Origin of the sequence: Desulfotignum phosphitoxidans DSM 13687, assembly GCF_000350545.1 — a bacterium.
Classification (GTDB): domain Bacteria; phylum Desulfobacterota; class Desulfobacteria; order Desulfobacterales; family Desulfobacteraceae; genus Desulfotignum; species Desulfotignum phosphitoxidans.
Genome location: NZ_APJX01000009.1, coordinates 162,487 through 187,876, shown reverse-complemented (window position 1 = coordinate 187,876; position 25,390 = coordinate 162,487). Strand labels below are relative to the sequence as shown.

At 53.6% G+C, this 25,390-nt stretch carries 18 protein-coding genes and 1 pseudogene; 11 read left to right on the top strand and 8 right to left on the bottom strand.

The genetic code is table 11. The features are described from left to right. Positions 1-110 precede the first annotated feature (110 nt). Positions 111-1,157 (top strand): IS110 family RNA-guided transposase, encoded by a 1,047-nt coding sequence (locus DPO_RS18295; RefSeq protein WP_006967780.1) that lies wholly within the window; start codon positions 111-113, stop codon positions 1,155-1,157. Here DPO_RS18295 and DPO_RS18290 read toward each other — a convergent pair. Then, positions 1,130-1,465: a hypothetical protein gene (locus tag DPO_RS18290; RefSeq protein ID WP_040012054.1), complete on the bottom strand. Its 336-nt coding sequence runs from the start codon at positions 1,463-1,465 to the stop codon at positions 1,130-1,132. The two genes, DPO_RS18295 and DPO_RS18290, sit on opposite strands and share 28 nt — an antisense overlap. Before the next feature lie 192 nt (positions 1,466-1,657). Between DPO_RS18290 and DPO_RS25570 the strand changes: the two genes are divergently transcribed. After that, positions 1,658-1,831, top strand: a complete 174-nt coding sequence (locus tag DPO_RS25570) for a hypothetical protein (protein ID WP_160166928.1) — start codon at positions 1,658-1,660, stop codon at positions 1,829-1,831. Positions 1,832-1,849: 18 nt separating this feature from the next. On the opposite strand, the gene DPO_RS24130 is transcribed toward DPO_RS25570, so the two are convergent. The 3 genes from DPO_RS24130 to DPO_RS18275 all read right to left on the bottom strand — a co-directional run bounded on the left by DPO_RS24130 (position 1,850) and on the right by DPO_RS18275 (position 6,548). Beyond that, positions 1,850-2,665, bottom strand: a complete 816-nt coding sequence (locus tag DPO_RS24130; RefSeq protein WP_006967776.1) for a hypothetical protein — start codon at positions 2,663-2,665, stop codon at positions 1,850-1,852. Between the two features lie 280 nt (positions 2,666-2,945). After that, the gene (locus tag DPO_RS18280; protein WP_006967775.1) at positions 2,946-4,124 is read right to left on the bottom strand and encodes a thiolase family protein; all 1,179 of its coding nucleotides are present in this window, start codon (positions 4,122-4,124) and stop codon (positions 2,946-2,948) included. Positions 4,125-4,139: 15 nt separating this feature from the next. After that, complete coding sequence (locus DPO_RS18275; protein ID WP_006967772.1) at positions 4,140-6,548, bottom strand: 3-hydroxyacyl-CoA dehydrogenase/enoyl-CoA hydratase family protein; 2,409 nt, start codon at positions 6,546-6,548, stop codon at positions 4,140-4,142. 335 nt (positions 6,549-6,883) lie between these two features. On the opposite strand from DPO_RS18275, the gene DPO_RS18270 reads away from it, so the two are divergent. After that, positions 6,884-7,927, top strand: a complete 1,044-nt coding sequence (locus tag DPO_RS18270) for a prenyltransferase/squalene oxidase repeat-containing protein (protein WP_006967770.1) — start codon at positions 6,884-6,886, stop codon at positions 7,925-7,927. Position 7,928: 1 nt separating this feature from the next. Then, positions 7,929-8,645 carry an acyltransferase gene (locus DPO_RS18265; protein WP_006967769.1) on the top strand — a complete coding sequence of 239 codons (717 nt, stop codon included), beginning with the start codon at positions 7,929-7,931 and terminating at the stop codon, positions 8,643-8,645. Positions 8,646-8,658: 13 nt separating this feature from the next. Here DPO_RS18265 and DPO_RS24125 read toward each other — a convergent pair whose 3' ends face one another. After that, positions 8,659-10,596 carry an ATP-binding protein gene (locus DPO_RS24125; RefSeq protein WP_006967767.1) on the bottom strand — a complete coding sequence of 646 codons (1,938 nt, stop codon included), beginning with the start codon at positions 10,594-10,596 and terminating at the stop codon, positions 8,659-8,661. A gap of 156 nt (positions 10,597-10,752) precedes the next feature. Here DPO_RS24125 and DPO_RS18255 point away from each other — a divergent pair. The 4 genes and pseudogenes from DPO_RS18255 to DPO_RS18240 form a co-directional block, all read left to right on the top strand. Then, a pseudogene (locus DPO_RS18255) lies at positions 10,753-11,310 on the top strand (DsbA family oxidoreductase); the annotation flags it as partial. Between the two features lie 73 nt (positions 11,311-11,383). Next, positions 11,384-13,048 (top strand): DUF2868 domain-containing protein, encoded by a 1,665-nt coding sequence (locus DPO_RS18250; protein WP_006967765.1) that lies wholly within the window; start codon positions 11,384-11,386, stop codon positions 13,046-13,048. Continuing rightward, positions 13,045-14,463, top strand: coding sequence for a GTPase/DUF3482 domain-containing protein (locus DPO_RS18245; RefSeq protein WP_006967764.1), 1,419 nt, complete (start codon positions 13,045-13,047; stop codon positions 14,461-14,463). Before DPO_RS18250 ends, DPO_RS18245 begins: the two co-directional genes overlap by 4 nt. Before the next feature lie 17 nt (positions 14,464-14,480). Next, entirely contained in the window at positions 14,481-16,430 is a 1,950-nt protein-coding gene (locus DPO_RS18240) for an oxidoreductase (RefSeq protein WP_006967762.1), read from the top strand. 21 nt (positions 16,431-16,451) lie between these two features. On the opposite strand, the gene DPO_RS18235 is transcribed toward DPO_RS18240, so the two are convergent. The 3 genes from DPO_RS18235 to DPO_RS18225 form a co-directional block, all read right to left on the bottom strand. After that, a complete protein-coding gene (locus DPO_RS18235) occupies positions 16,452-17,411 on the bottom strand; it encodes an ammonium transporter (protein WP_006967760.1) in 960 nt (319 codons plus the stop codon). Positions 17,412-17,713: 302 nt separating this feature from the next. Further along, on the bottom strand, positions 17,714-18,052 hold the full coding sequence (locus DPO_RS18230; protein ID WP_006967758.1) for a hypothetical protein: 339 nt from the start codon (positions 18,050-18,052) through the stop codon (positions 17,714-17,716). A gap of 33 nt (positions 18,053-18,085) precedes the next feature. Continuing rightward, complete coding sequence (locus DPO_RS18225; protein ID WP_006967757.1) at positions 18,086-19,846, bottom strand: YeiH family protein; 1,761 nt, start codon at positions 19,844-19,846, stop codon at positions 18,086-18,088. Positions 19,847-20,133: 287 nt separating this feature from the next. On the opposite strand from DPO_RS18225, the gene DPO_RS18220 reads away from it, so the two are divergent. From DPO_RS18220 to DPO_RS18210, 3 genes are all read left to right on the top strand, one after another. After that, on the top strand, positions 20,134-22,575 hold the full coding sequence (locus tag DPO_RS18220; protein WP_006967755.1) for a c-type heme family protein: 2,442 nt from the start codon (positions 20,134-20,136) through the stop codon (positions 22,573-22,575). Continuing rightward, positions 22,572-23,969, top strand: a complete 1,398-nt coding sequence (locus DPO_RS18215) for a sigma-54-dependent transcriptional regulator (RefSeq protein ID WP_006967753.1) — start codon at positions 22,572-22,574, stop codon at positions 23,967-23,969. The genes DPO_RS18220 and DPO_RS18215 overlap by 4 nt, the downstream gene beginning before the upstream one ends. Positions 23,970-24,062: 93 nt before the next feature. Next, positions 24,063-25,367, top strand: a complete 1,305-nt coding sequence (locus tag DPO_RS18210; RefSeq protein ID WP_006967751.1) for an MFS transporter — start codon at positions 24,063-24,065, stop codon at positions 25,365-25,367. Positions 25,368-25,390: the final 23 nt, after the last annotated feature.

The following is a 25,390-nucleotide window of genomic DNA, read 5'->3' as shown; positions in this document are numbered from 1 at the left end:
CCATTTAGATAATATGAGAAGGCTGATCCCTCCGACGAGCTGTGATATAATCACGCTAAATTTTTAACGCAGTCACCCAAAGGGCTGCAAAGATTAAGGAGGGACCAGCCATGAAAAATACTATCACAATTGGAATCGATTTGGGAGACAAATTTCACATAGCAGTGGTATTTGACGGTGAGGGCAACGAACTGGAGACTGCCCAGGTGACCAATACAAAGGCCGGTGTCAGCAAATTCTTTCAGCGTTACAAACACGCCAGGGTGGCCATGGAGGCGGGCACTCATTCTCCGTGGATCAGCCGTCTGCTGGGAGAAATGGGGTTGACTGTCTATGTTGGCAACCCTCGCAAATTAAGATTGATTTGGGACAGTGTTGATAAATCCGATGCCCGTGATGCTCGGATATTGGGGATGGTCTGTCGGATAGAACCCCGGTTATTACATCCGTTGAAACACCGCAACAGCCAGGCACAAGCAGACCTTTCATCAATCAAGTCCCGTGATATGCTGGTCAAGAGCCGCACCCAGCTGATCAACCATATCCGAGGGCTTGTCAAGACCAATGGAGAGCGTTTGCCCAAATGCAGTACAGCGAGTTTTGCCAAAAAATGTGAACCCCTTGTGCCCCCTGAGCTTCGATCTGCTTTGGATGCTGTGTTTCAAACCCTCTTTCATTTGAACGAACAGATAAAGGCGCTTGATCTTCAGATTGAGCAGCTGAGTATGGAACGGTATCCGGAAACGCAATATCTACGTCAGGTAGCCGGTGTCGGTCCGATCACCGCGCTGTGTTTTGTGTTGACCCTGGAAGATCCTGCACGCTTTGCCAAAAGCCGTCAAGTGGGACCATTTTTAGGGCTGACACCCCGGCGGGATCAATCCGGAGATACTGACAAACAGCTTCCCATTACCAAGGCAGGGAATACTTACCTGCGCCAATTACTGGTGGGAAGCGCCCAGTATATTATGGGGCCGTTTGGGCCGGAGAGTAACCTGCGCCTGCATGGGATGTCGATTGCCGCCCGGGGAGGCAAAAACGCCAAGAAACGGGCGGTGGTTGCAGTGGCTCGGAAACTGTCTGTGCTGCTACATCGACTGTGGGTGACCCAAGATAAATATCAACCGTTTTATGGCATGAACAAAAAAGCGGCCTGAAGATGATTATCACCAAATTTAACAAAGGGTTCAATAGCTGAAGCATGAATAGTTTTAAGGGAACGATAACCCGATTTTAACGGGGGCCAGACCCCCTGTACCCCCCGGGAGTTTATCGCTTTGAGGACAAAAGCATGAGGGAGGGACAGGTACAGTCGCGGTGTACCTGCCCTCATGCCTTCGTCACCAGCTGCGGCGCTCGGGTTGCTTCCAAGCATTGCCCTATCCTCCGAGCCGGCAAAAAAAATGATATCATTGCTGGTAAAAAGATCAAGAGGGATATGGGACAATTTGATAAAGGTTTCCAACGTCTCATCCAGGAGACTGCGAAAATTTCCTTGCAACAGTCAGTCGCCGCTGACGTGCAACGATTGCGTCATTTAGATAGCAGCTCCTGCCCACGGATATTAACATGCACCGGGGCAAATGGCAGCCCCACAAAAGAGTGCGGATGGAAGCGTGACGGTCGAGACTTGTTGGATGGAGGGAAAGGATAATTCGTGAACGAATTTGTCCTTGACAAAAGCCTTCTCATGGAAGGGAATTTGCCAATACTGGCATTTTCCCTGAATGGTAATGTATTAAAGAACGGCACCATACGCTTCGGTGAAGGCTGCCGCCGCAAAACGCCGTATGCAGTGGGAAAACCGACACAGGCGCTTGTTCGACCCTGATGGTTTGTCCCACCAGCATCACTCATCTTCATTGTATATATCAAGATCTGGATATAATTTTTTTGCACAATCCGGACAAATACTGTGGCTGAATTCAGCATCTGAACGGATTTGGATATAGGATTCGATTTGATTCCAATAGCCTTGATCGTCACGTATTTTTTTGCATGATGCGCAAATAGGGAGCAACCCGCTCAGCGTTTTAACCTTGCGTAGTGCATGTTTTAGCTCAATGATCAGTTTTTCTTTTTCGATCTGGGCGATTTTGCGTTCTTCCATTTCCATTTTGATTTTTTCTTTTTGTAACCGCAATCGACGCTTGAGATCTGAGACAAATCCACCGAAAAAGGCAAACCAGGTCAGCAAAATACCGAACAGAATGAAAAGGAACAGCTGGTATTGTATATTGAACCCCTGGCCATACTGGAAATACTCCAAGCCCAGGAGTACTGCGTAAAACCCCAGCACGCTGGCTTCTACACCAAAAAACTGTCGCCGCGTCAGCCCCAGCATACCAAAACTGAAGGCGGGCAGGTAAAACATCAACACAATCGGCCGTGCCTCTGGCAAAAAGTACAGAACAATCATACCCCATAAGGAAGAATAGACGATCTGTTCCCGTGTCAGCGATGGATCTGAAAAGCGCAAATTCGCGTTTGTGTAAAACAAAACTAAAAAGATGCCGTTGCCAAACAGTGCAAACCCTATATACGTTGCCCACTGCGCGCCGTTCATCTCCCCAAGGCCAAGACGTGTAGCCAGAAATGTCGCCAGGATCACTATTGTGTATGTGGCCAAAGCCATTGCGAAACGTTGCAAACGCAGCCGTTGCATGCGCCGGACATCCTTGTTTATCAATGGGATATTATCATTGTTGAATAATGGCATGAGAAATAAATAGCTCCGCTCTGTCGGTTACAGGGGTTGAAACCGATGGGGATACAACACTGCATTCCTGTATAGTAAAGGGGAATTAAAAATGCAACAGGGTAAAATACCTGATATGCATGACTTTTCTCTTTGAATGCAAACTTTCAAAAAAAAAGCCGGGGTTCCAAAAATCTTGGAACCCCGGCCGGTAACTGCTTATGCTATGTTGTTAAAAAATGCTGGATCAGAGGCGCTCGAATATGGCGGCTGCGCCCATGCCGCCGCCGATGCACATGGACACGATGCCGTATTTGCCGTTGACCTCTTTGAGGTTGGCCAGGCAGGTGGCCGTGAGCTTGGCGCCGGTGCATCCCAGGGGATGGCCCAGGGCAATGGCGCCGCCGTGGATGTTGATCCTGTCCATGTACTTTTCCAGGTCCAGTTCCCGGATGCAGTACAGGGCCTGGGAGGCAAAGGCTTCATTGATTTCATAGATATCGATGTCGTCAATGGTCAGACCGGCCTGTTCCAGGACTTTGGGAATGGCGTATCTGGGTCCCACGCCCATTTCATCGGATTTGCACCCGATGGTGGCATAGGATACCAGACGGGCAATGGGGGTCAGGCCCAGTTCTTCGCATTTTTCCTTGGATGCGATGATGGTGGCGGCGGCCCCGTCCGTGGTCTGTGAGGAGTTGCCTGCCGTGACCGAGCCGTTGGCCTTGAACACGGTGCGCAGTTTGCCTAAGCCTTCGGGTGTGGATTCCCGGATCCCGTCATCATGTTTGACAATGAAGGTTTCTTTTTTGTAGGTCCCGTCATCCTGTTTCACGTATTTGATGGCCGGGGTGGGCACGATTTCCGTGAACAGGCCGTTGTCCCGGGCTCTGGCTGCCTTGGCCTGGGATGCTGCGGCAAACGTATCCTGGTCCTGCCGGGAAATGTTGTACCGTTCCGCCACGTTTTCCGCCGTGATGCCCATGGACACGTACATTTCCGGGTTGGTGCGGGAATATTCCGGATGGGGCCGGGGATTGTTGCCGCCCATGGGGACATAGGTCATGGATTCCAGACCCGCGCCCATGGTGACATCGGACCAGCCCATCTGGACCCGCATGGAGGCCAGGGCAATGGCTTCCAGGCCCGAGGCGCAGAACCGGTTCACTGTGGCACCGGAAACTTTGTCCGGAAATCCGGCCATTTTAACGGCCACCCGGCCGATGTTCAGGCCCTGTTCCCCTTCGGGAAAGGCACATCCGATCATCACATCATCCAGATGATCCGGGGTGAGGTTCGGGGTTTTTTCCACGGCCTGCTTCATGATAAAGGTGATGAGCTCTTCAGGCCGGGTCTGGTTGAACAGGCCTCTTTTCTGCTTGCAGCCCGGGGTCCGGACCGATTGGACAATATATGCGTCTTTCATTGGTATCTCCTCCTTCTAATTTCTGAGCGGTTTGCCGGTTTTGAGCATGTGGTCGATCCGGGCAACGGTTTTTTCTTCTTTACAGAAATCCACGAATGCGTCTCTTTCCAGTTTCAGGATGGTGTCTTCACTGACCTCGGATCCCACATTGACATCACCGCCGCTCATGACATAGGCAATCCGCTTGGCCAGGAATGCATCATGATCGCTCATGAAATTGCCGTTGCGCATGTTGTAGAGTTCTGCGTTCACCATGCCCTGGCCGGCATCGCCGAACACTTTCAACGGTTGTTTCATGGGCGGGGCATACCCGTCATCCACCATTCTCAAGACCTCTTTTTTGGCTTCGCCCACCAGGGTGTCCCGGTTGAAAACGATGCGGTCCGCCTGTCCCAGAAATCCGTTGCCCACGGCCTGGGCCGCGGACATGGACACTGCAGCCATGCCGATTTTCATGAATGCTGCCACAAAGATCTTGGCCAGGTCCACGTCTTTGACTGTTTTTCCGGGCAGGGCATTCACATGTTTTTTCCACAGGTTCATGGTGCCGCCGCCGGCGGGCAAAAGACCCACACCGATTTCCACCAGCCCCATGTACAGCTCGGAATGGGCCACGATGCGGTCCGCGCCCAGGCAGGTTTCACACCCGCCGCCCAGAGTCATGCCGTAAGGGGCTGCCACCACGGGGAAGGGGGCATATCTGGAGGCCTGGATCCCGTCCTGGGCTTTTTTCAGAAATGCATCGATTTCCGCGTATTTTTTGTCGTGGCACAGTTTGGAGATAAAGCCTAAGTCCGCGCCTGCGGAAAACGCGCCCGGCATGCCGCCGGCTTCGTTGCCGATGACCATGCCCACGCCGTTTTTATCCACATAGTCCAGGCTTTCGGCAATGAAATCCACGATCTGTTCATTGATGGCATTCATTTTGGTATGGAATTCCAGACAGAACACCCCGTCTCCGATATCCACCAGGGATGCGGATGCATTTTCCATGGCTGTCTTGTTATTGCCTTTGGCTGCGGCAATGGACACCAGGGATTCCGGCACGGGCACGGGTTTGTAACCGGCGGAAGCAAAGTCATAAAAATACCGGACCCCGTTTTCCAGCTTGTAAAAACAGGTGTTTCCCGCATCCAGCATGGCTTTCACATTGGCCGGGATTTCCAGGCCGTCTTTGGCCATACGTTCCACGGCATCGGCCACACCATAGGCATCCCATTGTTCAAAGGGACCCATCTCAAAGTTGTAGCCCCATTTCATGGCATTGTCGATTTCAACAACGGTGTCGGCAATTTCCGGAATCCGGTTGGCTGCATACTGAAAACTGTTGGCTGCCAGTTTCCAGGCAAATTTGCCGGCTTTGTCATCGGCTTTGAGCACACAGTTGATTTTTTCGGTCAGGGTGCCGGCTTTTTTGGCCGCATCCAGGCAGGGAAACGATGGCCGTTCCAGGTCTTCGTATTCCAGAGTTTTCAGGTTCAGCACCTTGCGGATTTTTTTCCATTCCGGGGTGAGGTCGGTTTTGTAGAACCCGGCCTTGGTCTTGTTGCCCAACAGGTTTTTTTTCGCCATTTTTTCCACAAAGTCCGGCAGCTGCATGATGTCCCGCTGCTCGTCATCTTTGCACAGGTCATAGGAGTTTTGGGCCACATGCATCATGATGTCCAGGCCCACCAGGTCCGTGGTCTTGAAGATGGCGGTTTTGGGCCGTCCCATGGCCGGGCCGAAAATGGCATCCACCTCCGGCACGGTGAGTCCGTCTTCCTGCATGAACCGCATGGCCGCGCTGATGCCCTGGATCCCGATGCGGTTGCCCACAAAGTTGGGGGTGTCCTTGGCCCAGACTATGCCTTTGCCTAAGTTTTTCTCGCCGAATTTTGAAATGAAATCCAGGACTTCGGGCAGGGTCTCTTTGCCCGGAATCAGTTCCAGCAGATGCATGTACCGCACGGGGTTGAAAAAATGGGTGCCCATGAAGTGCTGCTTGAATTCGTCAGAAAATCCTTCCGTGATGTCCTGGAGCGGAATGCCCGAGGTGTTGGTGCTCACAATGGATCCGGGTTTCCGGATCTTTGCCACTTTTTCGAACAGATTGCGTTTGATATCCAGCCGTTCCACCACCACTTCCACGATCCAGTCGCAGTCTGCCAGTTTGTCAATGTCATCTTCCAGGTTGCCGATGGCGATCAGGCCGGCATCCTTTTTGTTGAAAAACAATGAGGGGGATGATGCCAGTGCCGCATCCAGTCCGGCTTTGACGATCCGGTTCCGGGCTGCGGGGTCGTTTTTCTCTTCGTCTTTCAGATCAAATGGAACAATGTCCAAAAGCAGTACCTTTACACCGGCACCGGCCAGAAGTGCGGCAATACCGCCTCCCATGATCCCGGATCCGATGACTGCGGCCTGTCTGATTTTTCTTGCCATGATGTCCTCCTGATAAAAGGGTGAGTATTCGTGATTCAAATTTTATATTATGAATGAGTATTCATTTTTGATTAACAGAAATTCACCGGGGTTGTCAAGGAAAATTATTTTCCGGATAATGGGACATAATCACATTCAATTTCAAATTGTTAGGGTATCAATATGGACGTGTGAGTTCCGGGCGTATTCCGTCGGCAGGGAAAATCAAATAAATGAATTATAATTCATCCCTGAATGGGGGGATGGATCTTGAAAAAAAAATTAGCTTCTGATAGGCTGAAGCGTTTATTTTTTGTCAGGTATTACAATTCTATATAAAATATGGAGATTCTTTAATGTCCCGGATACCCGTAAAGATTCACGCATTCTCAATCCTGAATATTGCTTCAGTTGCCGGTTTGATTCTCAAGCTCCAGCAGCCGTCCGGAGACATTCCCTGGCATGCTGACGGCAAAACAGACCCCTGGGACCTGGTGGAATCCGTAATGGGACTCAATATTGCCGGGTATCCCAACGAAGCCCGCCGGGCCTTAGGGTGGCTTGGGCAGCATCAGAATCCGGACGGATCCTGGTTTTCCGCTTATGTGAACGACGTTCCCGAAGACCGCACCTGCCAGGCCCATATGGCTTGTTATCTTGCGGTGGGCCTGTTTCACGCATACCTGATCACCCAAGACCGGTCATGGCTGGAAGATTTCTGGGACACCATGGAAAAAGGGGTTGATTATGCACTGGGACTTCAGGTTCCCACGGGGGAGATCTACTGGGCCCGGAACCCGGAAGGAAAAATCGATCCCATGTCTCTGCTGGCCGGATCTTCTTCTGTTTTCATGAGTCTGAAGTGCGCCCTGGGTATCAGCCGGATCCTGGGCCGGCCCCGGCCGGCCTGGGAAGATGCATGGGACCGGCTGGGGCGCTCTCTGAGGCAAAACCTGCACAGTTACAATGTGAGCAAGTCCCGGTTTTCCATGTACTGGTTCTATCCCATCCTGTGCGGGGCGATCCAGGGGGAAAAAGCCCGAACCCGGGTGGAAAAATACTGGCAAAAATACATGATTGACGGCCAGGGGGCCCGGTGTGTGTCGGATCAGCCCTGGGTGACCATTGCGGAAACCTGTGAACTGGTGCTGACCCTGCATGCCATGGGCAACCGAGAAAAAGCCCGGATCGTGTTTTCCTGGATCCAGGACCGGGTGTATGAAGACAAGACGTTCTGGTGCGGCTATACGTATCCGGACATGGTGATCTGGCCCGAGGAAAAAATTTCCTGGACCAATGCCGTGGCCCTGATGGCGGCGGATGCGCTGTATGATCTGACCCCGGGGGCCGGCCTGTTCTGCCATGACAAATGGCAGGGGTTTGTGTTCAAGGGGATCTGACATGTTACACGATTTCCGGCCCTGGTACATCAAGCAGGCCTGGTACCGGCTTCAGCATCTGTATGTCCGCCATTACCTGGTGCCCCAGCTGACCGGCTTAGGCGATCATGCCTTCATCATCAAGCCCTGGTACATTGAACTGTTCGGCGGGCCCATCCGCATCGGCTCCCATGTGACCCTGCTGGGATGTTCAGACAAGAAAACAAGGCTGACCGTGTGGTCGGACCAAAAAGAGATCCCGGGCATCACCATCGGGGACCATGTGCTCATTTCCCCGGGGGTGCGGATCAGTGCGGCCAACAGCATCACCATCGGCGATTCCTGCATGCTGGCCAGCCATGCCTATATCACGGATTCGGACTGGCACGGCATTTATGACCGGTCCCTGACCCCCAAAGAAACCCACCGTGTGGTGCTGGAAAAAAATGTGTGGATCGGTGATTCCGCCATTGTGTGCAAAGGGGTTTGCATCGGTGAAAACAGTATTGTGGGTGCCGGCAGTGTCGTGACGTCAGATATTCCGGCCAATGTCATTGCTGCGGGCAATCCCGCCAAAATCATCCGCCATCTGGATCCTGACAAAAAAATGATTACCCGCAAAGACCGGTACCATGATACGGCCCAGATGACCCGGTTTCTGGAAGCTTCGGAAAAAGCGGCTCTCAAGGGCAATACCCTGTTCGGATGGCTGCGGTCTCTGATTTTTCCGGGCCGGTGAATTCAAGCCGGGGTCAGTTTTCCTGAATCCGCTGGAAAAGGACGGCAATCCGGGCCAGGGACGGGGCGATATTTTCCACGTCAAATGCCTGGACATCATCAGACAGATTCTGTCCGAACTGCGTGAAGGCGTTCAGATCAAACTCACGGCCCAACGAGATAAAATGATCGGCAATGGTTTGGGCATCCGACATTTTCACCCCGTCCTGGGTTCCGGGCAGCAAAGGAAAAATGGTGGCAAACATCTGATGTTTCAGGTCGGGATGCCGGTTTATGGCCTGCTGAATCAGGGATTCGGACAGCACGGGCTCAGGGGCGGATCGGTCCATTTTCAGGGAAACAGTATCAAAAGCCTTTTGTGTCTGTTTCCCGGTTCGGCTGATGATCACGCCGGGCAGAACAATTTCAAAGCAGCTGCCAATGCCCGGCCGGCTGTCCACCTGGATGCGGCCTTTCATCAGTTCCACCAGCTGCCGGCTGATGGCCAGTCCCAGACCCGTGCCCCCGTATTTTCTGGTAATATCCTTATGCCCTTGTTCAAAAGATTCGAAAATTAACGCCTGCTGGTCTTTGGAAATGCCGATTCCCGTATCCCGGACCCGGATCATCAGGTCCACGGTGTCAGTGGACGGGCGGTTCAGAATTTTTGCTGACAAGCGGATCTGTCCGCTTTCCGTGAATTTAAACGCATTTCCCACCAGATTGGTCAGCACCTGGCGAAGGCGCATTTCGTCTAACAGCAGGTACCTGGGCAGAAGGTCGTCCAGATGAATGGAAAATGTCAGATGTTTCCGGGACAATTTGACCTTGAACAGGTCATGAATTTCTTGAAACAAGGTGGGTAAGGATACGGGGGTCACATGGATGGCGATTTTCCCCGCCTCGATTTTGGACAGATCCAGCATATCCGTGATCAAGGCCAGCAGATGTCTGCCCGCCGTGATCACGGCCTGAAGATAATTTTTCTGCTGGGAATCCGACACCATGGCAGACAGCACTTCACTGAAGCCGATAACCGAATTGATCGGTGTTCGTATCTCGTGGCTCATGTTGGCTAAAAATTCATTTTTGGCCTGGTTGGCTTTTTTGAGTTCCTGTTCTTTCTGTTTTCTCACGAGCACTTCGTTGTTCAATGCCTGATTCATCAAGGTCAGGTTTTTTGTTCGTTCCGCCACCCGGTTTTCCAGTTCCTGGTGGGACTGTTTCAAGGCTGTGAGCGTTTCCTGGAGCTGAATCGTCATTTCATTGAATTTGGTGGCCAGGTGCCCGAACTCATCTTTGGACTGGACCGGAATCCGGGTATCCAGATCGCCTTTGCCGATGCGGTCCGCCCCCCGGACCAGATCCTTCAGAGGACGGGTCAACCGCCGGGTCATCAGCATCAGGGCCAAAGAAATGATCACCGCTGCAATCATGGCCATGGCATACAGAAAAGGCCGCATGCGGTCGGCCACCCCGTATATTTCCTGCATGGGGTCCACGGCCAGAAGATACCAGTCCCAGGGTTGAAAATAGGTGAACCTGGCCAGCACGGTTTGCCCGCCCATTTGCATTTGCAGCCGTAGGGCCCCGTTCAAAAGCTCCCTGAACCAGGCCGTGTCGTCTATCCAGGTATTGATTTGCTGGTTGTCCGGATGAAACACCATCCGGCCTTTTCGGGTGACGATACAGATGAATCCCTGTTTTCCCACGCCGATATCGGCAATTCCCGCCATCGAGTCCATCTTCGCTTTGGTGATACTGGCCGGAATTTCCGACAGCCCGTAATCCCGGAGCATTTTTTCCTGGGATGAGACAATGACCTGTGCTTCCGACAGCCGGGTATCCAGCCAGGTTTCGCCCAAATCCACCAGCGCGGCCCGGGAAAAATAATATGTGGTTTCCACGACAACCCAGAGCGAAATAATGACCAGAGGAAGCGTGGTCAAAAGGATTTTGCCATAGGTTTTCATGTCACCCCTTTATCATTGTTGAAAAGTTTTGCAAATGAAAAATTGATGATTATTTTTAAATGCTTAAATAAATAATGCAACTGAAAGCAAGGAGAAAAAATGGTTCAAAAACCGGCATTGAATATATTTTCCGACTACAATTGACCCTGGTGCTATTTCATTACCGGGCGTATTGAAAAACTTGAGCACAAATTTGATATACAGGTCATCTGGCGGGCGTATCCGTTAAATCCGGAAATTCCGGAACAGGGAATGACCCTGGCTGAGCTGTTCCGGCAAAAAGGACAGGATGTGGATATTTATCAGGTCATGACCCGCCTGAAAAAAACCGCTGCCGATCTCGGACTTCCCATGGGCGACCGGTACCATATCTACAACACCCGCCTGGCCCAGGAAGTAGGGCTCTGGGCCCAGAGCCTGGGGAAAGGCCATGCGTTTCATAATGCCGCTTTTCAGGCCGGTTTTGTGGATGACCAAAATTTGAGCCAAAAAACCGTGCTCATGGATCTGGCTGAGACGGCCGGCCTGGATTCAGCGGCCGCAGAAACGGTCATTGATGACCGCCTGTTTTCAGATGCCGTGGATGCGGACTGGCAACTGGCAAAGCACCAGGAGATTTTGGTGGTGCCCACCCTGGTCATGGGAACGGAAAAACTGGTGGGGGCGAGACCTTACGGGGCCATGGTAAACTTGGTGGCCCGGCATATGGAATGATCGGCTGCATCGGTTTTTCCGGAAGATGCCAAAGACAATTGTGAAAAATTAAAGGATCTGATACACACGCTGTATGACCCTTCGACTTTCCGACATCATGGACCTGGATTACCTGCTGACCCTGGATGACCATCCCGGGTCCCGGGCGGCTGGTTTAAAGGCGGCGGCCCGGGACCGGGATATTTTCCGGCAGACAGACGGGGCAAAAATGACGGATAACGCTCTGGTTGAAGCCTGGCTGTCCTATCGCAGAATATTGTATTTTGATCAGGCAGGCCCCAAAGGATATCACCGGCTGCCGGGACAGGTATTCAACCAAATGTTTGCCTGGACGGCCCGGGTACTGGCATTGGCCGGGGGGCTGTCCGGCCTGGCACTGGCGTATGGATTTCTGGCCTACCACGGGGTCCGGCCCGTGAATGTGGCGCTGTTTTTTTTCGTGTTTGTACTGGTACCGGCTGTTTTTTTTCTTTTTTTTGTGGCCGGTCTGGTGATCCAGCCGTTTCGGCGGTCCGGCCCCGGGACGTTTTCCACTGTGGTGTCCAGGGTGTTGTTTGATATGGTGCCCTCGATGCTCAAGCGGGTGCGGATGAAAGTGAAAACAGAGTCATCGGATCCGGAACCTTCCCGGCTGGACGAGGGAATTTTATTCATCCGTACAAAAAAGCGGGAATACCAGGCCCTTTTTTTCTGGCCTCTGGTGATGCTGGTGTCTTTGTTTGCTCTTTTTTTCTCTGCAGGTGCTTTGGGCGGCACCTTGTTCCGGGTGACATTCAGCGATGTGGCGTTCGGATGGCAGTCCACTTTAGCGGCCACGCCGTCTGCCGTCCATGACCTGGTGTCCCTGGTGTCTCTGCCCTGGGCGGCCTGGATGCCCGAATCCCTGGCCGGTCCGACGCCGGCACAGGTGGAAGGCACCCGCATCATTCTAAAACAGGGCATTGCCGCGCTGGCCACGGAACATCTGACATCCTGGTGGCCGTTTTTATGCATGAGCATGGTATGTTACGCCGTGATTCCCCGCCTGCTGATCATCGGCGGGGCCATCCTGGGCCACAGAACGGTGCTGAACCGGTTTGACTTTCACCAGCCCCGGTTCCGGCGCCTGATTGTGCGCATGAAATCACCGGTCATGGATATCGGATTGGAAGAAAATACGGCCGCCCGGCATCACCATCCGGAGGCAAAAAAAATGTCTGGGGCCAGGGGGCCGGTCAAAGACCTTTCTTCAGAACCGGCGGATGCGAATCCGCATCCGGCGCGGCAACCGGGCGAACAGGAAATTGCCCCGGCAACCCCGGCAACCCCGGCAACTCCGGCATCCATCGGCACCCCGGCCGTGGTTCTGGCACCCGGCCCGGCCTGGGATCAGGCAGCCACAGCCCGTGTGGCCAATCTGCTGGCCCGACAGTTTTTTCTGGATGTCCGCCAGGTGATTCCCATCGATCAGGACCTGGATGCGGATGCTCTTGTGCTGGGACCGGATGTGCTGGATGGGGCGGATCCCATTATTTTTCTCCAGGAGGTGTGGCAGCCCCCGATCCGGGGCATTCTTTATTACCTGGTTCAGCTCAAGCAGGGGGTGTTGCAGGATAAAAACCTGTGGGTGCTTCTGACCCAGGCCCCGGAGGAGGAAAATCTGGGTGTGGCGGACAGGGATGTGGATGCAAAGGTGTGGCAGGATTGCATTCTGAAGCTGGGACACCCGGATATGCTGGTGGAAAGGATTCGGCCATGAGTTCAGATATTCCCGCATTTGCCGTGCTCGGGCATCCCAATGAAGGCAAGTCCGCCGTGGTGTCCACACTGACCGAAAATGATCAGATCCGGGTCAGTCCCGTGCCCGGGGAGACCACGGTGTGCCGGACCTACACCGTGACAATCGATGATCAAAAAATCATCCGGTTTGTGGATACTCCGGGGTTTCAGGTGCCCAGACAGACCCTGGCCTGGTTCAACGCCTATGACAAAGATCCCGGGCAAATCCTGGATGAATTCATTGCAGCCCATGAATCGGATCCGTTTTTTGCCGATGAGGTGGAACTGTTCCGCCCCGTGGCCCGGGGGGCGGGCATTATCTATGTGGTGAACGGGTCCCGGCCCGTGCGGACCGATGACCTGGCGGAAATGGAGATCCTGCGGCTCACGGGCCGGCCCCGCATGGCCATCATCAATTCCAAGCACATGGATAAAGATTATACTCAGGACTGGCGCCGGGAATTTGGAAAACATTTCAACAGCATCCGGGTGTTCAATGCCAACACGGCCAATTTTCATGACCGCATCGCCATGCTGGAAAGCCTTAAATCCATTGATCAGGAATGGGAACCCGTACTGGCCGGAGTGATTCAGGCATTTCAAGCGGAATGGGAAAAGCGCAACCGCCTGGCCAGCGCGTATATCACCTATGCCATTGAAAAAAGCCTCCGGTGTTCTGTATCCCAGAGCGTCCATGACAGCAAAGATCCGGTCATGGCACAGGAAACCCTGGCCCGGGCGTATCAAGACCAGATCAGAGATATTGAAAAATCACTGTTTCACCATATCCGCACCTTGTTCAAACACCGGGTGTATCAAGTATCTCTGCCTGAGTATTCCGTGCTTCAGCATGATCTGTTTTCCAAAAAAACCTGGGATTTGCTGGGGCTGACCCGAACACAGCTGGCGGCAGCCGGTGCGGTTGTCGGCGGATCTGTGGGCGCCATGGTGGACACGGCGGCCCATGGCCTGACCTTTGGCCTGTTCACTGCCATCGGCGGGATTCTGGGGGCGGGATCAGCCATCATGGGAGGCCGCCGGGTGGCAGACAAAAGCCCTGCCGGCATCCGTCTGGGAGGCGACCGGATCCAGGTGGGTCCCAATGAAAATCCCCAGTTTCTGTATATCCTTCTGGACCGGGCATTGATCTATTACAGCCATATCATCAACCGGCCCCATGGCCGGCGGGATGCAAAAACCATGACCGGCGTCACTGAGGACACGGTTAAAAAACAGGGGATTGTCACGGGCCTGACCCCGGCCCAGCGCCAGGTCTGTGCCCGGTATTTCAAAGCAGTCAAAGGCCGGAAACGGATCAAAGACAAAAAAGCGGAGCTGGCATTTGCCGTGCTGGTGCAGTCGCTGCTCGATGATTTTTCACGAAAAACCGACTGAAAGGAGCGTCACTATCCATGTTGTCCCATCTGTTCAGCCCGATCCGCATCGGGAATCTCACAGTGAAAAACCGGTTGATGATGTCTGCCATGAGCATTAATTTCGGGGTGGATGACAATTGTCATGTGACCGACCAGCTCATGGCCTATTTTGTGGAACGGGCCAGAGGCGGGGCCGGCATGATGCTCGTGGGGGGCGGCAGTGTCCACCCCGGGGGCCAGGAACTGCCGGATCTGCCCCAGATGTATGAGGACGGCTGTATTCCCGCACTCAAACGCATGGTGGATCAGGTTCGGCCCTTCGGGACCCGGTTCGGGGTCCAGCTCATGCACGGGGGACGACAGTCTTATCTGCCGGAAAAAGTGGCCCCGTCCCCGATTCCGGCTCCGGCCGTGGTAAAAGGCGAGGTCCGGGCATTGACCGTGGCGGAGATCCGGCACCTGGTGGCCTGCTTCGGGGATGCGGCAAGGCGGTGCAGAGACGCGGGATTTGATTTTGTGGAGATCCACGGGGCCCATGGGTATCTCATCAACCAGTTCATGTCCCCCAATGCCAACATCCGCACGGATGAATACGGCGGCAGTTTTGAAAACCGGACCCGATTTCTGTTTGAGATCCTGGCTGATATCCGGGCCAGGGCCGGAGAGGATTTTCCCGTGGGTATCCGTATCAACGGCAATGATTACATGGAAAACGGATGGGAACTCACCGATGCCCTGACCCTGGCGCCGCTGCTGGAAGCCGCCGGTGTCGCCTATGTGCATGTGTCCGCCGGGGTGTACGGCTCTACGGAGTTGACCATTCCTTCCATGTACACCCCCCAGGGCTGTTTCGTGCACCTGGCTGAAGCCGTGAAACAGGTGGTGGGCATTCCCGTGATCACGGTGGGGCGGATCAAGGACCCGGTCCATGCGGAGCAGATCATTGCCCGGGGTCAGGCCGATATGGTGGCCCTGGGACGCTCGTTTCTGGCGGACCCCCATTACCCGGAAAAAGCCCGGACCGGACGCATCCAAGAGATCCGGCCCTGTGTGGGGTGCTGCCTGGGATGTATCCATGCGGTTTTAGCCAAGGAACCCGGGGGGTGTGTGGTGAATCCGGATGTGGGCCGAGAGTATCTCATGGCATCCGGGGAAACCGCCGGCGAATCGGCCGGGTCTATAGACAAGCCCCGGGTGCGGATTCTGGTGGCCGGGGCCGGTCCGGCCGGCCTGGCTGCGGCCCGGGAATGCGCCCTGGCCGGGCATGACGTGGTGATCTGTGAACAGGGGGAGGGTCCCGGCGGGCTGCTGGGTCTGGCAGCCAGGGCCCCGGGACGGGGAGAGCTGAAAGATATTCTTCAATTTTTTGACCGGGAGCTGGCCCGCCTGGACATTCCCGTCCGGTACCAGACCCCGCTGACACAGGATCTGCTCATGGAAATCTCTCCGGATCATGTGGTCCTGGCAACCGGGTCAATGCCCCAGATGCCGGTGATCAAGGGCTTGTTCACCACGTCCATGCACCTGGTCACCGGAGTGGATGTGATGGCGGGCACGGAAACGGCTGGAGAAAAGGTGATGGTCCTGGGCGGTGGCATGGCCGGCCTGATTGTGGCGGATTTTCTGGCGGACCAGGGCAAAACCGTGGCAGTGCTGAACCGGAAAAAAAGCTTTGCCGAGGAGATGTCCTCCAATGACCGGTACTATCTGCGGGAGCGACTGAAAAAAGGGGGTGTCACCTTGTACAAACAGGTTTCCATTCAGGGCTTTACCCCGGACGGGGTGATCTTCTCATCCAAGGGGGAAAAGCAGACCCTGTCCGGGTTTGACACTGTGGTGATTTCAGAGAAATTCGAAGCCGTGCGGGCGGCAAGATCTTTTGAAAAAACATCCGCCGCCCGGTTTCATGTCATCGGCGATGCCAAATCCCCCCGGCATCTGATGTACTGCATTGCCGAGGCCCGGGAACTGGCTGCCACTTTCTGAGTATGACACCGGCCCTTTTTGTTATTCAATTTCAAAGGCCCGCTCCCCGTGCAGGGCACTGTCCAGGCCGGTCCGCTCATCCTGGCCGTCCACCCGGAGCCCGCCGCAGATCAGTTTGGTGACATACACCACGATCAGGGTGGCCACAGCGGAAAAGGCGATGGTGGCGATGATGGATACCACCTGGATCCAGACCTGGCCGGGATTGCCGTAAAACAGACCCCTGGCGCCTTCAGTGACAGACGGAGCGGCGAACAGCCCCGTGGCCAGGGCCCCCCACATGCCGCACAGACCGTGGATGCCGAATGCGTCTAAAGAATCGTCATACCCCAGTTTTTTCTTGAGAAAGACCACGCCGTAAAATCCCACGGCCCCGGATACCAGGCCGATAATCAAAGATCCGGACAGGGTGACGAATCCGGCGGCCGGGGTAATGGCTACCAGCCCGGCAATCACACCGGATGCCATGCCCAGGAGGGTGGGTTTGCCGCTGATTTTCCATTCCAGGCACAGCCAGGTCAGACCGGCCAATGCCGCGGCCGTGTTGGTGACCAGAAACGCGGAAGCCGCCACCCCGTCGGCGGCCAGCTCACTGCCGGCATTGAATCCGAACCATCCGAACCAGAGCAGGGCCGCGCCCAGGGCGGTGAATGCCACAGACGACGGGATCATGGGTTCTTTGCCGTATCCGTTGCGCTTGCCTAAGACCAGGGCCAGTACCAGACCGGACACCCCGGCATTGATGTGTACCACATTGCCGCCGGCAAAATCCAACGCCCCCATGCGGTGTATCCATTTCTTGTACCGGGACATGCCGCCGTAAAACAGGGCCAGACCGGCCGGGGTCATCATCATGACCAGGGCCGTGGACATGATAATCCATGCCGTGTCTCCGGTATCAATGGTCCCGTCGGCCGCAAAAACAGAAACCGTGCTTGTCAGCAGCAAAGTGATCGTCATCAGGCAGTATTTCAGTCCCATGGTGCATCCTTTCGTTATCTGGTTGTGTGGTGCAATGTTTGAATACTTGCCCCTGCATTGAGCAAATCATATGCCAAAACCAGAAAATATTCGGACCTGATGATATAACTTATTTGAATTTATGGAATAAATTGCAGAAATGATCTATTGATATAATTATTTTGCTGAAAATTTGCAGATAGTTTATTGCATTATTGTATATAAATAGTGTTTTTTGTATAAACAATAATGTAATAAATTGTATTTAAAATTTAAAACGCCCTGTATCTGAATCACAAAATCCAGATACAGGGCAATGTGTATCAATCTGAAGGAAGTGTTTTGAAACCGATGATCAGGATGGTCAGGCTGATGACAATTCCCAGTATAAATGACGGGGTGAATCCGAAATCATCGGGCGTCTGTAATTTGATCCCGCCCTGAAGTTCCCGCTCAGCACTGTAGGATGCCTCGATTTCCGTATAAAAATACGCACCGGAGTCGATGTCCCTGGCCTTGATCACTTCCACGATCCGATTGAACACCGGGATGTGTTTTTCTCCCCAGGGGCCGACCACCGTGGCAAACCCCCACAGGCAAAAAAACGTTAAGCCGATGATGAGCCAGCCTTTTTTACGGGAATGTATTTTTTCCGGTTCCATGATATTTTCCTTAGGTTGTCTATGGGTGATGGATTAAATGGTGGCCGTCAGTTTCGGGAATATCAGATAAAACACGATATACGCCATGATCAGGGTCAGACACAGGTTGAAACTCTGGCCGAACACATAGAGAATCAATGGTTTGCCGCCTGAAAAATGTTCTTTCAGTTCCCTGAAATTGGTGGCCAGACCGATACTGACAAACGACAGGGTAAAAAACCATCCCCGGAACAGGTCGCTCATGCCCTTGATGGCACCCTGGTCGATCATGGTGCTGCCCAGACCGCTGATCTGGCTGTTGAATGAACTGTAAATCATGGAAAAAATCACGGATGCGGCCATGAATCCCAGGACGAATTTGGGGAACCGGTACCAGATTTCCATGACACCGACTTTATTTCCGGTTTCTTCGGCTTCCACTTTGGTGGTGAAATATACGGCCACACAAAAAGCCATCACACCGATGAGCACATTCTGGATCATCTTAATGGTGGCGGCCACGTTCAGGGCTTTTTCTCCTAAAAACGCACCGGCTGCCGCCACGGCGCCCGTGGCGTCAATGGTGCCGCCCATCCAGGCGCCGCCTAAAATTTCCACCTTGTCCGCCGGGAAAAATCCGTGGATGATCGCCGGCATCACGATCATCATGACGGAAGTAAAAACCAGAGACAGGCCCACGGCCAGGGTGAGTTCCTCTTTTTTGGCCTTGCACGCGGATGCCGTGGCAATGGCGGCCGACACCCCGCACACGGACATGTCTGAACAAATGGTGGCATTCAGGCGTTTGGACGGAATCTTGATGATTTTCTGTCCCACCCAGTAGGTCACCAGCCAGACAATAGGCGTCACGACCCAGGCCACAAAAATACCGGCCGTGCCGATGGTGATGATTTTTTCAAACAGGATTTTGGCGCCCAGCAGCACCAGGCCGGTTTTGATGTAAAATTCGGTCTGCACGGCCGGCATCACCCATTTTGGGGTGCCAACGGTATTGGATATGAGCATACCGAAAAAGATGGCCCAGGCGGCATACCCGATCCCGTAATGCTTCATGGTGGCCTGGCTGGCTGCCAGATGGGTCAGAACGCTGATGGCAAAAATAAAACCAAATGCGATCATGAACTCCTTGAACGAATTGCCCATGATTTTCATGCCCACCCCAAAGAATGCGGCAAAACAGATTCCCAGAAATATCAGCCATCCCACCCGGTTATAGGGTTTGGCCGCGTCCATCTTGGATTTGGCTTTGCTGGTTTTCAAATGGGCATTCCGCCAGTCCTGGATGGCCTGTTTGGCTTTGGCATTCAGGGCCGCACTCTCAAATCCTTCAGCTTCCGCCATTCTTTCTGCATCAAGTGCTGCAGCCAGGGCCTGATCTGACACGGCTTTGGCGGCATCATATTTTTCCATGGCTTTGGCTTTTCTGGCATCTGCTTTTTCCTGGGACAGATAAAATGCTTCCACGGGATTGGCAGCCCAGCCTTTGGTTTTGGCAGAAAAGGTTTTCAGCCATTTGCCGGCAGGCGTGCTGGTGGCCTTTACTTTGGACTTGGCATCAGACAGCTGATACCAGGCCACGGTTTTGAAGGCATCTGTCCGGTTGGCTTCCCGGCTGTACTGCGCTTCCACTGCCTGAAGTTTGGATTTCAACTCGCCGGCATGGGGAAAATAGATTACCATGCCGGCGATGAGAATAAAAAAACCCAGCCAGATGGCCCACCAGTCTTCTTTTTTCCACATTTCCGACCATTCCCATTTACCCACATCTCGGACAATTTCCGTATTATCCGCCATTTGGTTTCCTCCTTGTCAATTTAATTAAAAGTAATAAAAAAATTAAATGTACCAACTCGGGTCTCTGTCAGGTCCACCTGAAGAGCAAAAGGTGTGCCGCCAAAGAATAAATAAATAAAATTATTTTAATACAGATAGTTAAGGCAAAACAGAGCCTGCATGCCCGCCCTGAAATTGGAAACTGAAGTTGCCGCTTGTGTATCCCTGGGGAGGCACCCCCGGATCTGCTTGCAATTTCGGGCAGTATTCTTTATGTTTTCACGGTTGAATTGACCTGGAGAATGCCCATGCCGTCCCGAACGTTTAATTTGAGATTTAAATTCATCACCGGTCTGGTGGTGTCCATCCTGTCTTTAGGGGTGTGCATCAGCCTGATCATGTATTTTCATATCAATTCCATCATGGAATCGGAGATCAGTCAGCGGTCCCAGATGCTGCTGGCCCAGTCTGATGCAGTTCAGGATTATGTGAAAACCGAGCTCCGGCCGGAAATGTTCGCTACGCTTCCCGAAGGGCGGTTTGTTCTTAAAGCCATGTCCTCCTCTTATATATCCAGAGAGGTGATGGACCGGCTCAACCTCAAGGATGCTTCCCATTACCACTACCGACGAGTGGCGTTAAACGCCAGAAACCCGGTATCTGAACCCAATGCCTTTGAATCCGGATTGATCCGGTATTTCAATGAAAACCCCGGGGCCGGAATCTGGGAAAATACCACACAGGTCAAAGGAGAAGACTATCGCCTGGTGGCCCGGCCAGTAGCCTTCAGGGCATCGTGCCTGAACTGTCACGGAGATCCTGAAGACGCGCCGGGAGAACTTGTGGATATCTACGGAGATACGAATGGATTTTTCCACACGGAAGGTGAAGTCGGCGGGGTGGTGGTGGCCGGGTTCCCGGTAGCCATGATCAAAAGCCCGGCCAAAGAACTGACCTTGCAGTATCTGATGCTGTATTTGCTGGGAATCTTCTTTTTTGCCGGTTTGATCAGTCTGTTTTTTGACCGGCTGGTCATGAAAAATTTACAGGACCTGTCCCGGATTTTCAAAACCCGGTTTTCCGGAGAAGCGGAACAGGGCATCATTCAGAAGCTGGCCCAGAAAGATGAGATCGAAGGTCTGATCGAAGGGGTGGATGAACTGGCCGTATGCCTGTCCGATGCCCGCACAAAACTGGAGGATCACACCCAGAATCTGGAAAAAATGGTGGAGGGCCGGACCCTGGAACTGGATCTGAAAGCCAGAAAACATCTGGGAGATGTGCGGCTGTTTGTGGATCTGATCAACGGATTCAACGGAGCCTTGACAGTCCGGCAGCTGGTGTCGGCCCTGCTTGAAAGTGTGGGAAGGCGATACAAGGCGGAAGATGTCGTGTATCACTGCATGGTGTTATCAGAAACATATTATGCCTGGAAACCCCGTGAAGAAAAGCCGGAACTGCCCCTCAAAGCCCGTGACCTGGTGTGGAAAAATGAGGTGCTGTTTCTTGACCGGACGCTTTTTATTCCCGTGAAATCACTGGAAAGCCATTGGGGCATTCTAAGGCTTGTCTGGAAACACACACCAGACCCGGAAGAACTGGATACAGACGTGCTTCTGGCCTTAGGCCAGCAAGTGGCCGTGCTGATTGAAAACATCCATGTGTTTTCCAGCATCCGGTCCCAGCATGACATGCTTCAGTCTGTTTTTGAAGGCATCAGTGATCCATTGCTGCTCATTGATGAGGATTGCCGTATCATCATTACCAACCGGGCCGGCCACGACATTCTGGGGCCGGGCAAAAAAGCGGCGCAGGAATCGGCATTGCGGGCATTTTTGTGTACCCATGTGTCCAACAATGAAGACAGCAGCATACTGAACCATGTGGCCCGCACCGGGCAGTCCGTGAGCGAGGAAATTTACACCCATGATGACCGGTATTTTGACATTGATCTGTATCCGCTGCCCCGCCGGGACCAGGCCCGGCTGCAGATGGTGCTTTATGCCAGAAACATCACCCAGGAAAAACAGATGATGGAGCGGATGCACCAGGCCGAGCGGTTGGGCGCCATTGGAAAGCTGGCCGCAGGCGTGGCCCATGAAATCAACAATCCTTTGGGGGTCATCCAGTGCTACACCGACCTGGTGCGGGATGCGGTGACGGACAAGGAGATCGTGTCTGATATCGATATCATCTCCAAACATACCCGGGCGGCCCAGAAGGTGGTTCAGGATCTGCTGGCCCTGTCCCGGCCCAAAAAACCCATCTCCGGGACCTGTGACCTGAACCAGGTGGTGTCCCAGGGAATCGAGGTGTTCAAGGCCCAGGCCGTGTCCAGAAATATTCACATTGACACCTGCCTGTCAGACAATCTGCCCCGGGTGGCATGTGACGGGACCATTCTGGAACAGATTCTGACCAATCTCTGGCTCAATGCCGTGGATGCACTCCAGGAAAGCGGAGACACCATTACCATTGAGACAAAACCGGCAGAATCCAGCCAGGTGCGGTTGCGTATTGCAGACAACGGCCCGGGCATCCCTGACATCGTTAAACAACGGATTTTTGATCCGTTCTACACCACAAAGGAAGTGGGCAAAGGCACCGGACTCGGTCTTTCCATTGTTTACGGGTTTGTGTCAGAACTCAATGGCCGCATTGTGGTGGATACCGGAGAGCAAACCCGGTTTGACATCTATTTACCAACGGTTTCTTCAGGCACGGAACCTTTTGACAGGAAAAAGACATGAACCCGTTTTGCATCGGCGTGGTGGATGATGACACTGATTTTTTAAAAGGCATTATCCGGCACCTGGAAAAACAGTTTCACACATATGACATTCTGGGATTTTCTTCCGGCGAGGCGGCCCTGGCCGCGTTTCAGGAAAAAGAGATCGGGGTGCTGCTGTCGGATTTACGTATGCCCGGCATGTCCGGCCATGAACTTCTGACCCGGGTTCTGGCGCAAAATCCATATGTCTGCGTGATCATGATCACCGGGTTTGCCACCGTGGAAAACGCGGTTCAGTCCCTGAAAACCGGGGCCTGGGATTTTATTACCAAGCCGGTGGAGCGCCAGGCCCTGTTTCATACGGTGGAACGGGCCGTTCAGCACTATGCCCTGGCCCGGGAGAATCAACGCCTGAAGTCGCTGGTTTCCGGGTTGAACACAACGGATCAGAAATGGGAAAGCCGGGCCATGAGCCAGGTTCAGGAAAAAATAAGTGCCATGGCCGTGACCGATTACACGGTGCTGGTCACGGGAGAATCCGGCAGCGGCAAGGAGTTTGTGGCCAGAGAAATTCATCGGTTGTCCCGGCGCAGTGCATCTGAGTGCCATGCCCTGAACTGTCCGGCCATCCCTGAACCGCTTTTGGAAAGTGAGCTGTTCGGCCATGTCAAAGGGGCGTTTACCGGGGCGGAACGGAACCGGGACGGATTTTTCATGGCTGCGGACAAAGGCACTCTGATCCTGGATGAAATCGGTGACATCAGTCTGCCCATCCAGGCCAAACTGTTGAAATTTCTCCAGGACAGAGAGGTCAAACCGGTGGGTTCCAGCCGTTCCAGGACTGCGGATGTGCGGATTATCGCCTTGACCAACCAGGACCTGCCCACCCGGATTCAAAACAAAATCTTCAGAGAAGACCTGTACTACCGGCTCAATGTTCTGTCCATTCATGTACCGCCCCTGCGGGAACGGCAGGAGGATATCCCGAGACTGGTGCGGTGTTTCATGATCCAAACCTGCCGGGAGATGAACATGGACCCCATGGAAATCGAACCGGCCGCCATGGCCTGGTTGTCCTCCCAGCCCTGGCCCGGAAATGTCCGGGAACTGTTGAACATGGTCCGGCGTCTGGTGGTGTTTTCCAACGGCGGCCCTATTGACAGTGCATTGATCCGCCTGATGGGAGGGCATGGCGATCCCGCCGCTGACATGGTTTCACCGAATGAACCGGTCCCCTATAAAACCGCCAAAAAACAGGCCCTGGATATTTTTTCCCGCACCTATCTGACCCGGCTGTTTGAACACACCCGGGGAAATATTTCAGAAACCGCACGCATCAGCGGCCTGGAAAGGGCGTCCATCCAGAAGATCATCCGGCGCCTGGACATGGATATCTCGCGGTTCAGGTCCTGATCCGGAAAAAGACTTGACCCGGGCGACAGGTTGCTTTATTATTCCCGGCTTTTGTTTTAAGATACACTTGTTGCCTGACAGGAGGCATTTGTCATGTATGCCAATATAAGACCGTTCATTGCACTGTATTCTTCAGTGGTACTGATGATGATGGGGCTGGGACTGTTAAATACGTTTCTGGGGTTCCGGCTTTCTCTGGAAGGGGTGTCTACCCAGGTGACCGGACTGGTACTCAGTTCCTATTTTGTGGGACTGGTGGCCGGCACCTCCTATTGCCGGAAAATAATTCAAAATGTGGGGCATATCCGGGCTTTTGCCGCGTTCACCGCCGTCACCGCCGCCGTGGTGATGGTGCATGGATTTTATACGTCTCCCCTGCTGTGGGCCGGGCTGCGGTTTGTGGCCGGGGTGTCCAACATGGGGCTGTTCATGGTGATTGAGAGCTGGCTCAATGAGTGTGCTGAGCCCAAATTCCGGGGGCGCATTTTTTCCATCTACATGATCGTGACCTATATGGGCAGCACAGTGGGGCAGCAGCTGCTGAACGTGGGCGATGTCCGCAGCCAGACCCTGTTTCTGGTGGCAGGGGTGTTTGTGGTGCTGAGCACCGTACCCGTGGCCATGACCCGGTCCATTCACCCGAAGCTGCCTAAGGTCCAGCAAAAAGCATTGAAAACCATTTTGAGAAAAGCACCCATCAGCATGCTGGGCTGCTTTGGTTCCGGGCTTCTGCACAGCGCTTTTTACACCATGGGGCCGGTGTTTGCCCACCAGATTCAGTTGAGCGTGGGCCAGATTTCCTGGTTCATGACCCTGACCGTGTTTGGCGGACTCATGCTTCAGTGGCCGGTGGGACTGATTTCAGACCGCCTGGATCGATCCCTGGTGCTGCCGTTTCTGGGCATTATACTGGCGATGATATCCCTGGTGATCCTGATTTCCTTCCAGCATTCCCTGGGATTTCTTCTGGGGACCACCACGCTTTTCGGCGGTATCTTTTTTTCCATTTATCCGGTGGCCGTGGCCCGGGCCCATGATATCTTCGATGCCCAGGATGTGGTCAAAGTCAGTTCCGTGCTGCTGTTGTTTTACGGCATCGGAGCCGTATTCGGACCGATTCTGTCCGCCGCCGTCATGACCCTGTCCGGGACCCCTTATGGGTTGTATTTTTACATGATCGCCGTCAGCGGGGTATATGCCGGGGTGACACTGCTGCTGCGGCGCAGGGAATCCGTGCGGATTGTGCCGGTGGATGAGCAGGTGGATTTTGTCATGATGGAAACCACTTCGGATGTGGCCATGCACCTGGATCCGAGGATGGAAATTTCCTCGGAACATGCACAGAGCACCGTTGCTTCCAATGGGCCGGTTCAAGATCATGACAGGGCCGGTGCCTGAACCAGAGTGATCCGGTTATGGGG